The sequence below is a fragment of the Pokkaliibacter sp. MBI-7 genome, assembly GCF_029846635.1.
Taxonomy (GTDB): Bacteria; Pseudomonadota; Gammaproteobacteria; order Pseudomonadales; family Balneatricaceae; genus Pokkaliibacter.
The window spans coordinates 20,943-37,985 of sequence record NZ_JARVTG010000003.1 but is presented as its reverse complement, the minus strand read 5'-3'; the positions used below and the strand labels follow the sequence as shown (position 1 = coordinate 37,985).

At 57.0% G+C, this 17,043-nt stretch carries 22 protein-coding genes; 3 read left to right on the top strand and 19 right to left on the bottom strand.

The features are described from left to right. Positions 1 to 60: 60 nt before the first annotated feature. The 14 genes from QCD60_RS29965 to QCD60_RS29900 form a co-directional block, all read right to left on the bottom strand. Positions 61 to 1,608 carry a conjugal transfer protein TraG N-terminal domain-containing protein gene (locus QCD60_RS29965; RefSeq protein ID WP_279781354.1) on the bottom strand — a complete coding sequence of 516 codons (1,548 nt, stop codon included), beginning with the start codon at positions 1,606 to 1,608 and terminating at the stop codon, positions 61 to 63. Beyond that, complete coding sequence (locus tag QCD60_RS29960) at positions 1,605 to 1,976, bottom strand: hypothetical protein (RefSeq protein ID WP_279781352.1); 372 nt, start codon at positions 1,974 to 1,976, stop codon at positions 1,605 to 1,607. The genes QCD60_RS29965 and QCD60_RS29960 overlap by 4 nt, the downstream gene beginning before the upstream one ends. Positions 1,977 to 1,981: 5 nt before the next feature. Then, positions 1,982 to 3,361: an integrating conjugative element protein gene (locus tag QCD60_RS29955; RefSeq protein ID WP_279781350.1), complete on the bottom strand. Its 1,380-nt coding sequence runs from the start codon at positions 3,359 to 3,361 to the stop codon at positions 1,982 to 1,984. A 40-nt stretch (positions 3,362 to 3,401) separates the two neighbouring features. Continuing rightward, positions 3,402 to 4,316: a TIGR03756 family integrating conjugative element protein gene (locus QCD60_RS29950; RefSeq protein ID WP_279787858.1), complete on the bottom strand. Its 915-nt coding sequence runs from the start codon at positions 4,314 to 4,316 to the stop codon at positions 3,402 to 3,404. An 83-nt stretch (positions 4,317 to 4,399) separates the two neighbouring features. Next, a complete protein-coding gene (locus QCD60_RS29945; RefSeq protein WP_279781348.1) occupies positions 4,400 to 4,861 on the bottom strand; it encodes a TIGR03757 family integrating conjugative element protein in 462 nt (153 codons plus the stop codon). Positions 4,862 to 5,082: 221 nt separating this feature from the next. Continuing rightward, positions 5,083 to 5,481: a type II toxin-antitoxin system VapC family toxin gene (locus QCD60_RS29940; protein WP_279781158.1), complete on the bottom strand. Its 399-nt coding sequence runs from the start codon at positions 5,479 to 5,481 to the stop codon at positions 5,083 to 5,085. Further along, the gene (locus tag QCD60_RS29935) at positions 5,478 to 5,744 is read right to left on the bottom strand and encodes a transcriptional regulator (protein ID WP_279781157.1); all 267 of its coding nucleotides are present in this window, start codon (positions 5,742 to 5,744) and stop codon (positions 5,478 to 5,480) included. The genes QCD60_RS29940 and QCD60_RS29935 overlap by 4 nt, the downstream gene beginning before the upstream one ends. 85 nt (positions 5,745 to 5,829) lie before the next feature. Then, entirely contained in the window at positions 5,830 to 6,294 is a 465-nt protein-coding gene (locus QCD60_RS29930) for a hypothetical protein (protein WP_279781346.1), read from the bottom strand. Positions 6,295 to 6,360: 66 nt separating this feature from the next. Continuing rightward, the gene (locus tag QCD60_RS29925) at positions 6,361 to 7,047 is read right to left on the bottom strand and encodes a ProQ/FinO family protein (protein ID WP_279781344.1); all 687 of its coding nucleotides are present in this window, start codon (positions 7,045 to 7,047) and stop codon (positions 6,361 to 6,363) included. Positions 7,048 to 7,104: 57 nt separating this feature from the next. After that, a complete protein-coding gene (locus tag QCD60_RS29920; protein ID WP_279781342.1) occupies positions 7,105 to 7,452 on the bottom strand; it encodes a hypothetical protein in 348 nt (115 codons plus the stop codon). Between the two features lie 34 nt (positions 7,453 to 7,486). After that, on the bottom strand, positions 7,487 to 7,942 hold the full coding sequence (locus QCD60_RS29915) for a hypothetical protein (protein ID WP_279781340.1): 456 nt from the start codon (positions 7,940 to 7,942) through the stop codon (positions 7,487 to 7,489). Positions 7,943 to 8,064: 122 nt separating this feature from the next. Further along, on the bottom strand, positions 8,065 to 8,316 hold the full coding sequence (locus QCD60_RS29910; RefSeq protein ID WP_279781338.1) for a hypothetical protein: 252 nt from the start codon (positions 8,314 to 8,316) through the stop codon (positions 8,065 to 8,067). A 112-nt stretch (positions 8,317 to 8,428) separates the two neighbouring features. Continuing rightward, positions 8,429 to 9,025, bottom strand: a complete 597-nt coding sequence (locus QCD60_RS29905) for a hypothetical protein (protein ID WP_279781336.1) — start codon at positions 9,023 to 9,025, stop codon at positions 8,429 to 8,431. Positions 9,026 to 9,123: 98 nt separating this feature from the next. Continuing rightward, complete coding sequence (locus tag QCD60_RS29900; RefSeq protein WP_279781334.1) at positions 9,124 to 9,441, bottom strand: hypothetical protein; 318 nt, start codon at positions 9,439 to 9,441, stop codon at positions 9,124 to 9,126. Between the two features lie 178 nt (positions 9,442 to 9,619). Between QCD60_RS29900 and QCD60_RS29895 the strand changes: the two genes are divergently transcribed. After that, positions 9,620 to 9,976 carry a carbon storage regulator gene (locus tag QCD60_RS29895; protein WP_279781331.1) on the top strand — a complete coding sequence of 119 codons (357 nt, stop codon included), beginning with the start codon at positions 9,620 to 9,622 and terminating at the stop codon, positions 9,974 to 9,976. Between the two features lie 103 nt (positions 9,977 to 10,079). Here the strand turns inward: QCD60_RS29895 and QCD60_RS29890 are convergent, their stop codons facing one another. Then, positions 10,080 to 10,283 (bottom strand): hypothetical protein, encoded by a 204-nt coding sequence (locus QCD60_RS29890; RefSeq protein ID WP_279781329.1) that lies wholly within the window; start codon positions 10,281 to 10,283, stop codon positions 10,080 to 10,082. Positions 10,284 to 10,503: 220 nt separating this feature from the next. Here QCD60_RS29890 and QCD60_RS29885 point away from each other — a divergent pair, with 220 nt between their 5' ends. Further along, complete coding sequence (locus tag QCD60_RS29885) at positions 10,504 to 10,830, top strand: hypothetical protein (RefSeq protein WP_279781327.1); 327 nt, start codon at positions 10,504 to 10,506, stop codon at positions 10,828 to 10,830. A gap of 19 nt (positions 10,831 to 10,849) precedes the next feature. Here the strand turns inward: QCD60_RS29885 and QCD60_RS29880 are convergent, their stop codons facing one another. After that, on the bottom strand, positions 10,850 to 11,782 hold the full coding sequence (locus QCD60_RS29880; protein ID WP_279781326.1) for a hypothetical protein: 933 nt from the start codon (positions 11,780 to 11,782) through the stop codon (positions 10,850 to 10,852). A 294-nt stretch (positions 11,783 to 12,076) separates the two neighbouring features. On the opposite strand from QCD60_RS29880, the gene QCD60_RS29875 reads away from it, so the two are divergent. Continuing rightward, on the top strand, positions 12,077 to 12,376 hold the full coding sequence (locus tag QCD60_RS29875) for a hypothetical protein (RefSeq protein ID WP_279781324.1): 300 nt from the start codon (positions 12,077 to 12,079) through the stop codon (positions 12,374 to 12,376). Between the two features lie 3 nt (positions 12,377 to 12,379). Here the strand turns inward: QCD60_RS29875 and QCD60_RS29870 are convergent, their stop codons facing one another. The 3 genes from QCD60_RS29870 to QCD60_RS29860 form a co-directional block, all read right to left on the bottom strand. Next, entirely contained in the window at positions 12,380 to 13,234 is an 855-nt protein-coding gene (locus QCD60_RS29870; protein WP_279781322.1) for a hypothetical protein, read from the bottom strand. Between the two features lie 338 nt (positions 13,235 to 13,572). After that, positions 13,573 to 16,488 (bottom strand): conjugative transfer ATPase, encoded by a 2,916-nt coding sequence (locus tag QCD60_RS29865; RefSeq protein WP_279781320.1) that lies wholly within the window; start codon positions 16,486 to 16,488, stop codon positions 13,573 to 13,575. Positions 16,489 to 16,513: 25 nt separating this feature from the next. Beyond that, entirely contained in the window at positions 16,514 to 17,035 is a 522-nt protein-coding gene (locus QCD60_RS29860) for a TIGR03751 family conjugal transfer lipoprotein (protein ID WP_279781318.1), read from the bottom strand. Positions 17,036 to 17,043 lie beyond the last annotated feature (8 nt).

Sequence of the window (17,043 nt, the reverse complement as noted above, 5' to 3'; positions counted from 1 at the left end):
GGGGTTAAGATAGACTGAAATGAGATGGTGTTTGATTGCACCATCTCATCTGGCTTCAATTTAAGTTACGTCTCTATTACTGCTGATTTTCTTCATCGCTGTATCCTTAAGTAGTTTTCCACCCGTTTCTCCTGCGTCTCCAGCTTGCTTGGTCCCTGATCCCATATCATCAGAAATCAATGCCATCTTATATCCAGCCCAACCCATCGCAGCCAGAAAGAACGCAGGCCATACCAGAAACATGGTGACCGTCACAAAGTCACTGACCCAGTTGTCAAAGTCATCAGCCAGGTAACCCAACAGGGAACCGTCACTGGGGCTGCTGTAGAGGATCTCCACCAGTTTGTTGTCCACGAACCGGGCCAGCTCCCACCAGAAGGTCATAAAGACCAGCGCGCAGTAGGCGAGGGTGATCGACATCAGCGTGGCAAAGCTATAGCTACCCATGACCATGACGATGGGCATCGAGATGATCAGGGCCATCATCAGCATGCTCTGTACCATGGGCAATGACGTTTGCACCAGATACATAGCAGGCATGACGGTGGCAGTCGCAACCCCCATACCCACCGCTGCCGTGGCGGTTTTCAGGGCTGCGACGGGCGCCCCTACAACGCTTCCCCCTTCCGACTCAGAATAGCCATAGCTTCTGAAGGCACGCCCTGGCCGCTCCATCGTGGTGGAGGACATCAGGGTACGCAGCAAGTCTTCATCGGAGACACCGATCGCGAAGAGCTGTTCCAGCAGATCGTCTGTCAGCTCCGCTTTCGCACGCGCGGCCAGACCGACTTTTCCATCACTCCACCACTGTTTACAGGTGGGATAGCCACCGGCCCCGGTATTGGGCAGAGCCACGTCCCTTGCCGCATCATACGGAAAGTTGGGGTTAGGCAGACTGGCATGATGGGTGTCGTAGTAGCCCGGCGTAGTCAGAAAGTAGTTCGAACCAACCCAGTCCACGTCACGCAGCTGCTCTTCGTTGAACTTGTAATAGTCCGCACGCTTCAGGTTCGTCAGGCGTGACTTGGATACGGCAAAGCAGTCCCGCGCAAAGTCACCCAGTTCTGCGGCCAGGCCTCCAGAGATATATTCCTGATTCAGTTCGTACTTCACTTGCCGGAGGTTGATCTCACAGGGGATCGAGGCAATCGCGGGGTAGGTGATCATCTTGGCCACGACATGCCAGCTCCACCACCAGAAAGGCACTTGAGGCGTCATACCGTTGACGCTGGCAAAGCCTGTCGTCCAGGCATTTTCACCGCCTGCAGGTTTGCCCTGATCACTCATAGAGCATTGTGCCGAATGCAGGTTGTCTGCGTTAGGGGGATAGACGACCTTGAGATTGACGTTAATGAAGGGCTGCAGTGCAATCAGGATCACGATGAGCGCCTGATACAGATCGATCTCAAGGTTGTTCAGCCCCAATGCGCCCTTGTTACCCTCATCGGCCCCCTGACGACGCATTTCTGCAAAGTTGCTGTAGACCATAAACATCAACGGGATCGCAAACACCCCGGAGTCAGAGAGCACGGCCCATATCTTTTCGCTGATATACCAGCCCAGCAGCACCATGGAGTATTCCAGGTGCGAGTCCACGGCCATGATCATGCCGCACCTCCTACGATCTGAATCAGGCGGATCACTTCAACGGCGGCGATAATGCTGACGGCACGCCAACCAAAACGGCGCACCTTTGCCGCGCCATGGTGCTCTACCATGTAGTGATGGCTGGTACGCCACATCCAGTAGAAGCCCCCGTACAGCGGTATGCGCCACAGATACAGCCAGGGGCTGAGCCGGCTCCACCACTGACTAAAGTGCTCCAGTTGTTCGGTGTGGTTCATGCTAAAGCGAGCCAGTACCAGCAGGGTGGCAATGCACGCTACCAGGATGGCCACTGCGATCAGCAGCTTCCTGGTCAATGTCAGTCCACGCTGAGCCAGCTGCAACATCTGAGGGTTATGCCAGAGTTTCATATCCATCATTCCTCATCCTTCGGGTACAGACCGGGTGCGGTATTAGGTAAGGGACGTGCATTGGTACCTTCATTGCTGGTACGACGGTCAGCAGTACGGGTCAGTGAGGTGAGTGCGGTGTTCTCGGCCAGCATTTTGCGGATCTCCATTTCCTGTTTGAGGGAGCCGATTTCCCGGTCCAGCTGATCCAGGCTGCTATCTACAGCGGTTTGTAGCTCATCGGAGTTCTGCACTTCAGGAATACTGGCACCGGCGACGAGGGCACGGCGCATCAGGATGGCTTTGTCCAGTACCCGCGACAGTGCCAACTCACCGGACAACCGCTGTACCAGCAGGGAGCGTTCAGGGTCATCCCGTAAGCTGTCGATGATGGAGCGTGAGACCTGCAACAGTTCGCCCCCGGACACTTTGGCCAGGTTGTCATTGGTCACCTTGAGCGAGCCACTGGCGAGGCCTGCCAGGGTGGTGGCAATGGAGTCCTGGGCCTCGGCGACCATCGGAATCAGCCCCGTACCGGCTTTACCCGCCACTTGTTCGCAGGTGGTGCAGGTGGTCAGGGTTTTCTCACCCAGCACCTTCACCATGTCGTCAGCCAGTTCGGCAGGAGAGCTCCAGACCTGACACATCGAGCCACCGGCACAGGATTCACTCCCTGTCGCATGGGAGAAGGTGCCCGTGTCGGTGACGGTACGGTTGGTCAATACGTTGGCACCGGCCACTGCCGTATCACGGATGACTTTAATGGGATCCTGGCCCTTACCACCTTTACGGGCACCGCCTACCCACTGAATGCCCTCATCGCCGCCTTTACTCTCGGCCTGCTCCTTGGCCTGTACGGCATCGGTTGTGGAGGCTGCTGCCCGCTGGTAGGCATCGGCCTTGGCTTGCTGGGCCAATCGAGACCCCATGACCACATCGGTCATATCGGAGGCCATGCTCTCGCAGGTGAGCTTGGCAGAGTCGAAGGACAGTTTGCCTTGCAGTACGCCATTCTGCAGCAGGTCATAGAGCTGTGGATTGCTGCGCTGAATGATCATGGCCGGCAGTGAAGCCACGGCGCCAGTCGCGGCATTAATCACGTTACTCATCAACGACTTGAAGCCGTTAGTAACGCCGTTCAATTGGTTCTGTACCGTTGCTCCGAGATCAAAATTGCCGCACATGAGGTTGGCATTCCAGCCGACCCCCAAGCCAATGGAGTTGGGCGTCTTCCGGCTGACTGGGCCTGCAATCACATTGCCGCCGCCAATGGCGTAATACACCGAGTCATTGAGCACTTTGTCATGCACATCAAACCCGTAGTCGGTGTCTGCACCAGCCAAACCACTGCCCATCGCTGCACCCGTCAGGCCGACGGCCAGGGTCACGGTTTTTACTGCCTTCACTGCACCAGCCCTCTTTATCCTTACGTTCATTGCTGCTCCCTCACATGAAATCCGTGTAACCCAAGAAGGTTTGCCCTCGCCGCTGACAGCAGCTATAGGGGCGCCACAGTGACCAGACATAGCCACCGTTTTCGCTTAAACGATCGGAGTAGGTTTCAGATGCCCCACCGTTGGGGAAAATCGCGCAGGTGTACTCAAGTTTCGGACTGAGTTGCTGCCATTTGTGCGTCTTCTTATCCCCTTCGGTGATCGGGCCGGGTGGCCAGTAGCCATCGCGACTGGAGGCCGTCAGCGGGGTATAGACGTGCATCTGCCCGGAGCGGGTGACCAGATCGCCTACGCGCTGGGCCACGACAGCCCCTGCTTTGTAATCGTGGGTCTGGATCAATGCGCCGGCACGCGGATAGACGCTGCCCCACATATCGCCCGTCTGGCCGACTTCACGCTGTCCGGGGATCAGCGCTTCAGGGTAAACAGACTCAGGCACACCCCAACGCCAGGCCAGGGTATCCAGGGTGGAGACGAAGTAGGGGTAAACAGGAGTGGCACTGGTTGAACAGGCATAGCCTGACTGAGAGGCCAGATTAGAGGCGATATAGCCGCCCGGATGCCCGATGGCATCTGCACTCTTGAAGCGCACCTTGCTGTGTTCATTGGCATGCCGGCCATGGGTATCCCCACCACCTTCCGCTCCCGGGAGCTGCGCACCCACAAACGACATCTCAGACCAGGGGTTATCCCCTGGTCCGCTGTACGCCGAGACCACCAGATCCGGCACGTAGTGCCGGACCTTAACTGAGGTCCGCACTGTGCAGCCCCACAAGGTGCAGAACAGCCAGTAACAGACACCGACTACCCGGTACTCCACACAATCCGGCGCCATGGCTGACTGGGTGATGGTGGCAGTGGTAATAGCAAAAGTCGGTGTAGTCACCAGGCAGAACGACATCGCCATGCTGCGCAGTCGCTTTTTCCATGACAGAGGTACCGGGATGGCGCGGGGGGAAGAGGCCACTACGGGCAAGGTATCGGGCACTGTCATTGGCCACCCCCAGTGCGCTGCTGGATCTGAGCTACTGCGGCAGCCACATCAGTCTGGCCATAGACGACATAACGTCCCCCCACCACCACGGCAGGCACTTTCAGCACCTTCAGTTCATGGGCGCGCACGACACCGGCATACGCTGCCTGCAGCTGCTGCTGGAATTGCTGGCCGGCAGGGCCTGCTAATCGCTGCTGCACCACTGCAGCGGCCTGTTCAGGGGGCTGCGGCAGGTTCGCGGAAAACGACTGTTCCAGCCGCGCGGGTTCGTCCAGATAAGCCACGCGAGTCTGTGCCATGAGTGCCGGCGGCACCGTGACGGGCTGTGCATGGACGGTGAAAACCTCAATGGAGGGGGGAGCAGATGGTGAGGGCGCAGCGGCCCAAACCGCTGCACTGACGATGGCCAGCACACCACCGGCCCATGCTGCTGTTTTGCGAAGATGGATGGGAACCATACCTGACCCCTTGAAAACGGTGACTGAAACTCAGCCGACAGCTTCAAGAAGAAAGGGGGAAAAATCCGCAGTTAAACCTATCTCCGGGCTGGAGGGTTACCAGGTGCCGTCTGGTAGTGGCGTGCTCTGCACTTGGCCATGGACGAAGAGCAGCGCAAAGCCGGGATCATCGTCAGATGTCCCGGCTTTGTGTTTTTAAGGAGGGGAGGAGCAAGAAGGTATTATTTAAGTCGCTGAGTGGTATGACCCAGTTGCTTCAGCAGATTGACTGCTTTCTTGTCAAAGGAAACAAAAGTATTACCACCTTGAAGCCGCCCATCATAAGCAATGATGCCATCGGCAAAATCTCCCCCTGCGTCAAAAAGCTGAAGACCTGCTTCGACAGCTGATTTATTGACCACGACGTTTGCGGTATTCATCAATTGACGGATGACTGACGCAATATCGGTGCGCGCAACCTGATAGCCTCTGCCCAGAACCCAAACGAGCTCACACAATGAGTGCAGGCTAATCACCACAGAACTGGCCTGGTTAAGTGTCTGTATGGCCACCCTTGACTGATGTAGATCATCCTCTGTCAAAAGACGCACCAGAACATTGGTGTCAGCGGTAATGTTCATGCAGGCGTGGCCCCTGCTTCGGCAGAAGCCTCTCTGATGACGTCATTCATTTCTTCTACAGAGAGAACGCGTCCATTGGTTTTGCCTTTGAGAAAGCCTTGTAGAGATTCAAACGTATTTTTGGGGGGAAGGGCTTTGATATTGGCCCGCCCTTCAGAGAGCAGCTCCAGCTCAACTTTGTCACCGGGCTTGAGCCCTAAATGGCGGAGCACTTCTTTATTAAAAGTGACCTGGCCTTTGGCGGTAATTGTCAGCGTAGCCATGGGATGACCCTCCAAGTGGTATAGATACATGGTAAGGCATATCTGCCTTACCATCTACTATGACCAATACGGGCTATCGTTCAACTCAGCTCACCACACGAAACTGCTGCCGGCGCTGACTGGCCGTATTCTGCAGTTCAATACAGTGGTCCACCATGCGCCCCTCACTGTCCGTCAGCAGGCATCCGGCATCACGTAAGATATTCAGGTGAGGCTTCATCAGCGGTACAGAAGGGTAGACCTGCCATACACGCAGACCATCACTGCTGGCCATATTGATATGGAGTTGCTGAGGATGCCCATAGCCGGCATCAGAGGAGGGATACACCGAACGGGGAGCATGGCGCGCTGCCTGATAGTCCTGCCAGCGGTCTTTCAGCACGATGCCTGCCAGGATCGCTACCAGGTTAAGCAGGCCAAACAGCAGCAGATAACCACCGACCTGTACATTGAGCCCCAGGGTGACGGCCAGCACGATCCCCAGCCCCATCCAACCAATACCGCGCAGACCTGCCCAGTAGGCCTGCCTGATCATGCGTCCTGCTTTCATTCTGATCATCCGTATCATGGTGTGCACACTCCGCCGCCGATAACGGCTATTAAGTGTGCTAAAGCGTTATTCGGTTTCCGTGACAGCAACAGGTGCCGTGGCCTGATCACCCTCGTCCGGCTCCCCGTTGTCCTCACCGCCTTTGATGTGCTTCAGTGTGGCTTCCGCTGTGGCTACGCGCCCGGGCAGCTGGTCAGGCGCAATGGCGCGTCGCGTGGTGACATCGTAGCCGAAATGGATCACCAGCCTGGCTGCAGCCAGTTGCCGCGCCTCCTCGGAGACGTCGCCAGCAGCCCCCTCCAACGGCTGACCGTCCAGCCCGATACGACGTGCTCCTTTCCAGACCGCGATCAGATAGTGCCGGCGGCTGGTGTAGGCCTTGAGTGCAGCCCGCACCCGTTTCAGTGACACCCCCATCGCCTCAGTCACCACGATGGTCCGGATCTGCTCACCCACCCCGATGGCTAACGGCTGGGCCGGTTCCGGCAGGCAGGCGGGGAAATGCGCACGCACGATCTCCAGGCTGGCCTGAGCATAGGTTTTCGGTTTTTTGGGCTGACTGGCAGGAGGAGGTGTCACCGGCGCCGCTGCGGGTGGACTGGCTACAGGCGTACTGACAGGGGGCTGTTCATTTGTACTCGGTATGGCCACAGCGGGCGTGGAGGGTGCCTCCACTGTTTCTGCAGTTACAGCCACTTTGCGCTTCAGACTCAGCTTAGGGCGGGAAGGCGGGGTAGTTATCATGAGATCCATCGGTTCCGTGTCAGGCTGTTCTTCCGGGGAACAGCTTACCGCAAAAGGCCGTACCCCCTACAGACCATGCTGTATCAACGCTTTTGGCACATACCCCAGCTGCAGCTGGTGTGAGTGCGGCCACTGACCACAGAGCACGGTCACTGAGTCCCCGTCGTGTTTGAAGGGTATCATTTCGACCTGCGGATTGGGTTCACAGCGCCCCTCCAGGTCTGGTACGACCTTCACCCCCATCATATTGCCTACCGGAATCGGTGCGATCAGCAGGCTGTAGTGGCCTTCGCCGTAGAACTCGGCCACTTCCTTACCCCGACGGTAATCGACATAACTGTCTGCACTGATCCATGCCAGTAACATCATCGGTACCATGACGAACAGATTGGCGCGCTTCATATCGTGCTGCATAACGGGGGACGTCCTTGTAACGGGTGATCCAGGATCACGATTGGGAATCGATCGGTACCGGCTCGGCCCAGTACAGAATCTCTTTCATCTGTTTTTGTACCTCGGTGGCCAGCTGGTTGGCCTCCTTCAGCACGGCCAGCTGGTTGGCCTCCTTCAGCACGGCCATCTGGTATGCCATCCAGCGCTTGTCATCTTCACAGGCCCCCTCCCGTACCTGACCGGCGATGGCCACCGCCTTGCGTCGGGCCTTGGCCTCCATCTGTCGAATGACCATGCAGGCCTCCCGCGCGCTCTGCACAACCTCATCACTCAGTAGCATTTCACCGTCATAGATACGCTGGAGCGTCAGTGCACGGTCTCTCAGCACCGACAGTGCTCCCTCACACTCACGGTACAGGTCCATGACGACATCGGTGGGGTTGGGTTTAGCGGCATCCGTTGTCAGGTCATCCATATCAAGGGACATGGATAGTGGTTGAGCAATAGCCATAGCGAACTCCTTCTCGATTGTTTTTGTTATGGCCAGAAAGTGATCATTGAACACAATGCGCCTGAATCGATATAGATACCACCCCAGTGGGCGTCATTGAACTGGCACAAGGGACAGCCGCCTTACCGTTTACGTGCCTCGATCTCTTTGATCAGGGATGAAAAGTCATAGCCTGCCACCGCCGCCTGCTGCTGCAGTGCGCGGGCCGGATCCTGCTGACGCAGCCGCCGCTGTGCCTCACGCTTTTCGGCAATCTTACGAATTAAATGCACCCGGAACTGGGACAGCTCCTCAATGGTCGCGGCCTCGATCTGCGCGGCCCAGGCCTGCCGGCGGCGTTTATGAGTGGAAAGGGAATCAGTACCTGACATCATCGGGGTGGCCTCCTGCTACACCATCACTACGACAAAGCACCCAAAACAACACTGCCAGGATCAACCTGGCAGTGAGACACCCTATCACAGCCCACGCAAAGGCTCAGCGACCTCAGCCCAGCGCCTTTTGGACACGGGCTTTTAGTGCCGACTCCAGCTGACTGACATTGGCACCGGCAGGATTGCGATACGTCATGGTCAGGGCCGCTTTGCCTGAGCCCAGCTTGTCGATCACCATATCCAGCACAATATCCTGACCGCTCACGGTCGCATCACTGCGCATGTGATAGGTCACACCCGGTGTGGCCTCATAACGCCAGCCAGCGTCCTGCATTCTCATGCGGGAAGCCAGGTCGCCACGGGCAGCTCTCAGCTCTTCCGGGGACTGAAAACCAAACTCCCGTTTCATCCGAATAAACACCAGATCCACATCCTGATTCACGGCCATACTCACGACATGGCGCCCTTCGGAATAGGGAGCGTTGTTCGGGGCGCCCAGGCCGATACTGCGCGGACCACTGTTATCCGTGGTGGTCCCTGAGCTGACGGACACAATCCCAAACGGATCCTTGAAACAAGTAACGCAGCTGCCGTCCTTGGTATACAGATTGCAGCCGGCTAACAACCCTGCTGATGCCAACACCACCGCACCCACTCCTGCCTTGACCCTGGCGGTTATCCCCACACTGCACTCCTTATTGATTGTCATTGAATACACCAGTTGACCTGCCACAGCCGACTGTCGCTGTCAGTGCTTGCCACTGACATCCCCCTGTACCTTACTACTGACGCTGTACTGAGACCGCGTTACTGAGGCCGGTTGGCCATTTCCTGCTCGGTCATGTGCCCTATGGCCATATCGATAATGTTGCGGCAGCCACGTCGCTTGGCCGCCTGATAGGCCTCCTCCAGCGCCACTGTTTCCGACGTGGCCAGCACGGTGACATGCACCACACCCGCTGCCACATCCAGTACCGAACAAGGATATTCATGCCGATAATCCGGCACCGGCCTGTTGACTGAGTGGACCGAATCCACCGGAGCCACCTCACTTGCAGCGGGTGGCGACGTGCGCTCACCAAACAACGGCACCACCACACCGGGTCCACCGGGGCGCTTGTTCACAGTTCTCTCCTTATTCGGTTCATGGCCCGGATTCATTCCAGACCGTTTCAACATGCCCTCCACCGCATTGACAGGGCAGGGCAACCTTTCAACAATACCCAAGCCAGTCTGCGACCTGCTGGAAACAGGCGAAACAGCAGGTGGCAGGCTGGCAATCTACTGACTCAGGATGGAACCCATGTCCCGCGCTCCTCATACCTCCAGGGCCCGGATGGCCTTTGGCCTTATCCGCTACCTGATCACCGTCAAGCCGCGCCCGTACTTCCAGCAGACGCTGCTCAAGGCTCAGTGGCACGGCCACCTGATCCTTAACCGGAATCGCGGTGAGCGCATCGTCCTCACCCAGCCCGATGGCCAGCAGATCATCCTGCTGGTCTACGATGTCAAAGACACTGAATCGCAGCAGCAGGTATGGATAGGTGTCGAGGCACCGCGCCATATCGCCATCCGGCGCCCCGAGTGCTACGCCCACCGCAACAGGCAATACCTGAGTCGCCTGGCCCGCACCTTCTGCCTCGACTCAACCATCGACTGACTGCCTCAGCCTCCCAGGACCGCTCCCAGTCATTTCCACACAAAAACTGCCTCAGCCCTTCCACTATCACGAACTGCCACAGCCAGGCTGGCCTGCCACTGATTCAGCCAGCCTTGTACAACGGATCAGCACCAAACACTTCTTCGGGCGCCTCTGGCCACTCGGCCCGGATGACATCAAACTCTCCCTCCGACCAGCAGCGCAGAAACGCCAGTCCGTCATCCCCTGACCCCAGCTGCAACGCATACTCAATCGCGGCCACCGCAGCCACCACCGGCGCTTCCGCTGTCTCCCTCATCGAGGTCATGCACTATTCTCCTTCACCCTGTCACAGACGGTATTCCGCCATCCTGCCAAAGCCCATGCGCTGCCACAGCAAACAACCCTCACCGCCCCGAAGAGGGTTTACACGCGCCGTGGCCATCATCACCCCTGCGACCAAAGGGGAAGAGGGTGGCGGGAACTGCACTGCAACAATGTGATACTCAGCAGTTACATACGTTACGCATTCACCACCGGACGGACCCATGTCACCGAACACCGCACACCCTGCCAGCCCACTGCAACAGGACGCACAGGACTACACCACCTACCAGGACTGCCTGGAGGCACTGAAGCAGACAACACTCACACGGGGAATTTACTGGGCCAGCGGATGGTTGCTAGTGGCCCTGGTGATACTGGCCAGAGGGATACTCTTCGATACAGACGGCGTTAACCTCACTAGCTTCTGGAATGAAGGCAGTATCGCCTTAGTGCTGCACGGGGTGGCCATAGCCCAACTGATCAGAACCTACCTGCGTATTACCGAACTGGAGCTGCTGCCCAAAGAACAACTGTGCCAGCAGTGTTGAGCCTCACCACCGGGGCCACTCACCCGGTCTGACAGATCAATCCCTGTGGAATCAACAGATCAAACACCTGCTGCTCAAGGCCGCACTGTAGCCCCAGATTGACCATGGCCACGGCTGATAAACAGATATAGGTCTCCTCCATCTCACGGCCACTGCACAGCGCCCATTGATAATGCACAGCCAACTGTCCCATCAGACCGGCATTAAAGGTGTCCTGATCCTGGTTCAGTATCCCCAGCAGCGCCCAGGCCATGTTCACCAGCCCCTGATAACAGCCGGACAGGGCAGGATCCTCCGGCAGTTGCCCCATGCCAAGCTGCAGTACCTGCCGGGCTATGTCCGCATAGCCCGCCAAACAGGCAGCCATGGCCTGCAGAATACTGTCAGCCATACCATCCAGCACCAGTACCTGGCGCGTGAGGCGAAGGGGGCAGGTCGGGTACTGCTGCAGGATCTCCTCCTGCAGATCACGATCACCCGCAGCCAGCGCGCATACCACCAGACGAAGGACATCACAGGCCGTCGTCCCCTGTATGAGCACCGGGTCATCATCCGGCCTTTCCTGAGCCATGCGCAGCGGCTGTAAACCATACTGACAGGCCCGTTGCCAGTAACAGCGAGCCATCTCCCAGTCCCCCATCAACGCAAAGCCGGTCCCCAGCGTTTCTGCATCCAGCGACGTGGCCACATACAACACCTCCGGCACCCCAGGTTCCAGTGCTGCACGGTGCCGGATCAGCCGTTGCTGAGCCTGACGCAGCCATTGTGTTAGCTGACTGAGAGTAGGGGAGAGACGCAGAATCCCCGCCCCCTCCGGTGACGCTGCAGACGACATTGACCCGGCACCGTCCAGCGACAGCGCCGAACGCATCCAGGCAGACAGAGAAGGAGAGGGATCACCAGCCTGAACAGCGGCAGAAGGAAAGACGAAAGCAGAAGACAAAGACACCATGACCCTCCTTGGACATCGTGAAGAAAGCACTGACTAAACTGGACTACACCAGTCATCGAAACGATTGCTAATTAAGTAAACAAGAACGTCCACCAGTTCCGGTTCATTACAGGGTCATGTCGTTTTGATGACGTTCTGCGGTTGGCTCAACTGAGGTGAGCGCCGGTTATTCAGGCTGATCCTTAGGGGAAGAGGTCATCAGTAACTCTACAAAGCGGTGTAAGGTTTCTTTGTCGAGAAGCGGGGTAAAAATGTGGACACTGGCCATTCCCTGAGTTGAAGGAGATCGAAGTCGTGTCCGAACTGGAACAAGCCCAACAGAATCCTGCCACCCTGGCAGATCAGCCCCTGGCGCCGCCACAGCCTCCCAGCCAGTGTTGCGATGAACCCCTGCTGTTTGCCATGCGCGATAACTACCACGCCTTCTCCATGCCCCTGACTACCATCATGGGGTGTGTGGCTATCGCAGAAGCCCGTGGCATACTGCCACCGCTGCCAGAGTCCTGGTGGGTAGAGGTAGGGAATGCGTACAACTGGCCGATACAACAGTGGCAGCAAGCAGGGGCTGCTACTCTTCAGCCAGCGTCAGAGTAAAACCTAAGGAATTAAACGGTGAGCGATGTCGATCAAATGCTGACGTCGCTTGCTCTCATTGCCTTCCTTGCGCATGAGGCGTTCAAGGAAGTCATGGTCAAAGACCTGACGTTCTTTGTATACGATATGGCCTTCATCAAAGCTCATTCCCTCAGACACCACCATATCCACATACTCTCCCCCCTCGCCATCAGTTTGATGATGAATGAAGCACACGTTTAGTGTCACATATTGTCCAGGCTTATTCTCCAGACGATTGTTCGCATCAAATTGAACCGCAGTGATTTTTTTCAAAATGCTTTGCTGCATTTTTTCATTGGTGATCCGGCGCTTATACATCCCCTGTGAGTTTGAAAAATACGCCAGCATCCAGGGAATATTGATGAGCGATGACCCCACATAGGTGTGAGCACTTTGTTCCAGATAGCGGGTTAGCATGGCTTCGGCCATGTTGTCGCTGATCGAAATACCTGTTGTTTTCTCAAGCACGTACACAACCCGATCAAAATGTTCGCGGAGAATCGTAAGGATTTTGTTGCTGAGAGCTCCGCCAGAAGGCCGTCTCTGTTCTCTGTCATACGTTTTTCGGGCTGCCAGCGGACAGCAATCGTACTCGAACTGACTGTAGCGAGCTAAACCTGGGATCCCATTTCTGAAGTGTTTGCCGTACGGTGCTTTATCGTTGGTATGAGTAGGGATCAGTCCTATCAGCTGAATGGGATTGTCACACGCTGGACAGACGGCGAAATGTGACCCCCCAGAGTAGTAGGGAGTTTGTTTAAGGGTGACCTCTTCAAAAGTCTCTTTATCAATTGGATAGTGCAGAGTGTCGTTGGGTCGTAGCTTGAAAATCTTCAATCGTTACCTCTCATTTTCTATGAATGATGTGTTGGTATATAGCAGTCTGCCAGACAAGAGGCGTCTGGCAATCTAGGGGGGAGTATATGTTTCCACTGTGCGTATATCGAGTGAGCGCCAGGCAGGTCTGGCCTCACTGGCCACGCTCACGCCCTGACCACCAATAACAAAGGGTGACGTGCTCACACACCGTCACCCTTTGCTGTCCCCTCCACGTTATCCTGCCCCTCACGATGCTCTGTCAGCCTACCGACTGCCGCAGTCAGGCTGGGTGTAAACTGCTCCAGCCAGCCCTGCTACGGAGTGACTGACACTCCTGCCGATACAGCTGCGCACCTTCAGTACGGGTGGGGGTACCATGCCGGCTTCTTCGGCGAATAGATCCCGTCTGGATTCAGATGCTGGCAGAGCTCGCTGCTAATGCCGGCAGAACTGTTGACTCCCAATCCCCGCGCCTTGTCCAGCTTCTGAGCGATCATCAGGGCCGCCTCCAGCTCAGAGACACCGTGCTCATCCATCAACCCCTTACGGGCTTTCTTTTCCTCCTTCTCCGTCATCCCCAACGCCAGATACAAACTGGGCGGGACTGAGCGGAACAGCATCTGCAGATTCTTGCTGAGCACCACCCCTTCGGTGTACTTGTGCTTTTCCTTCTGGGCGGACAACACCAGGTGTTTTTGATCGGCACTCAGTGTCTTGAAGCGCGCCACCTGCTCTACTTCGGCAGGCTCCATCACCAGCAGGATCCACCACTCACAAAGCCCCAGTAGCTTCTTGGCAAAGTCCGGGAAGTCGTCCATGTTCTGGGTGGCCAGCCACAACCAGGCCCCCAGCTTTCGCCACATCTTGCCGATCTTGGCCACATAGGGAGCCAGTAGCGAGTTGACCGTCACAATGTGCGCCTCATCGATAGGCACCACGATCTGCCGCCCTGAGAACTGGTCACGCTCGGCAATGTTGTTGATGTGGTTAAACAGTGAGATCAGTGCGAGGGATAACTGCCCCTCGTAACCCTCACGCGATAACGTGGCCAGATCCACCACAGTAACGTCCACTTCTGGCCAGGGGGTACCTTCTTTGGCGAACATCTCTTCCTCAAACGAGCCCGGTGCACACATGAGATCGAGCGCATCCGCCATGCCCTCGATACGTAAGCGGCGGGTCTCAGACTGATCCGGATCACGGGCCATGGCACGCATGGCGCGCTGCAGGTCCGGTGCGGTCATCTGCCGTTTCCCGGCGTACGCCTCTTCCGCTGCCTGCTGAATGGCCCGACGCACCGCCGAGCGGTCCTGCCGCTTGTACTCTTTGATTTCAGCCTCTTCACCGCCGGTAATCATCAGCCGGGCAGCCACTTCCATTTCACCCAGCACATCCCGCTGCGCATCGCCTTCATCATCATCACTGTCGTCAGCCTCATCATCGCTGATGTCATCCGGGTCATAGCTTCGTCCTGACTCGAACAACAAATGGCTGTCGGCAAAGGGGTTCAGACGTACCCCCGAACCCGGTTTGAGCGACACCTTATTGACGCTGAGCCCCAGTGACTGACAGTAGTCCGCAAACAACCCAAAGCTGTTACCGGCCTCAATCAAAAAGACACGGGGACGATGGATGGCCAGCACTTGCGTCAGCATGGCCACCAGGGTGGCGGACTTACCGGCCCCTGTCGGCCCCAGCAACAGCATGTGCGCATTTTTTGCCCGGTCAGCGGTGGAGAGCATGTCAAAGGTAAGAGGGCCACCGCCCCGGTTGAACGCCGTAAAACCGGGATTGCCGGTACCGACGGCGCGGCCAAAGATGGGCACAATCGAGGCCAGATGATCAAAGTACGCCAGATTGACATACCAGTGCTTGCGGTCCTCATGTGGCTTGTAGTTCATAGGCAGCCAGCGCAGATAGCTATTGAGCGGTGCTACCTCATGGCGCGGATCCACCATTTCGATACCTGCTGTCTGCGTGACGGCAATAATCTGGTTGGTACGCTCATTTAACTGGGCCATATCCTGACCACGGACATAGAAGGCCAATGAAAAACGGCACATTTTGTCACCGGCCAGCAGCTTACGCTGTGCCACATCACACTCTTTACGTGCCGCTGTTGCATCATTGGAATGGCCGGACGAGCTGTCCCGGATTTTATCGATATGGGCTTCGATTGAGTCCTGTGGCGTGATCACCATCGTCATGGTCATGATGGTGGACTCCGGGAGGGAGTCGAATAGCGAATTGACCATGCGGCCACGTCGCAACTCCGCCGTCAGGATGCCGGGGCGAGGTACCTGCTTGAATCGATTCATCATGATCACGCGATGGGGCATACGATCAAACAGCCAGACACCGCGATTCACATCCGATGCCGGGTGGGAATACATCAGGCACTCGGAGAAATCGTCCAGCAGCGGACTTCGCCCCTCAGGGGGCTCCTCATCGACATAGTGTGCAAGCCGGCCGAGCGCTTCCGTATCACCCTGCGTCAGCGTGGGGCAGGGGTTAAACCAGGGCAGTAGCCACTGAAACACACTGCGGCCATCACAGCGCTGGACATCGATCCCGATGGACTCCAGGTTTGCCACCAGACGGGCACAGGTGTCATTGATGTCCTGCACCGCCGTCTCAAACTCATCCTCAGTCGAGTGGCCTTTGAGGGAAAAGTTCGCCTCAAAACGTCGGTACAACACCAGGCGAGTGCGGCGGATCTGGCCACGCCAGGGGTTGCGCGTCACTGCCGTGTCCTCAAACAGCCCGCCGGGCTTACTGATCCCCCGCAAATGGCCTTCCATCTGCTTCAGATAGGCCTGAGTAAACTCGGTATCCGCGATCATGGGATCGATATAGGCATCGAGATGTTCCAGGTACGAGCTAAAGCTGGTTTCATCCTGGCAGTAAAGCTGCACTACCCAAGGCTCCGTGTCATATTCATCGAAGGATGACTGCAGTACCTGTTGCACCTGAAAACGGACGTTTTCGATAAATGCATCGTCACGCCCTTCGGTAATCACGGGCTTAAGCTCAAACACCACGCCTACCGAGCTCCCGTCCTCCAGCTCAAACACCTGATGCTTATGGTTGTAATCCACCCAGGGCAGCAGGTCGACAAAGGAGCTGAATTCCTGCCCCTTATTCATAAACGCCTGCTCGTCTGCGATGGTCATGTTTGAGCGCGAAATACGCTCATGCGTGGACCCGTCTGCCAGGGACACAACGTGTTTACCATCGCCCTGCAGAGCAAAGGCGCTCCGCAACTTCTCCATGACTCCCATCATTGCTTCCTCGCTATCAGTAGTCGCCCAGGCGTTCGCCGGGCATCGCGTACTGGATCCGCGAATAGAACGGGATCACCGTGGAGTAACCCGGAATCGGTGCCGGCTCATTACCGGCCAGGTGCGGAAACACATACACCACCAGATCCGGGTTGGGCAGGCGCGGGAACTGGCTGACGATCTCATTGGCCGCCGTGCGGGTGTAATCCCCGTTCACCTCAGCCACCCGATTGCCCCATGCCTGCCTGGCCACCATCACCTCGGCGGTGGGCTTGCCTGCCGTGGCCAACGCCTGCTGATCATAGATACCGTCACCCAGCGGGCGACGAAGTGACGCGCGGGCATCCATCAACTGACGTTGGTTCGTACTGGTACCGCCCATCCCGCTCAGCCCTGCGGTATCAATCCCCTGACCATGGTAGATATCCAGCATGGTTGCCCCATTAGTGGGAAACATCTTGTCTTTGGAGGTCGAGCAGCCTGTCATACCTGCAACAGCAACCATCCCCAGCACCGCAATCCATTTACTTGCCATCATCCCATTCC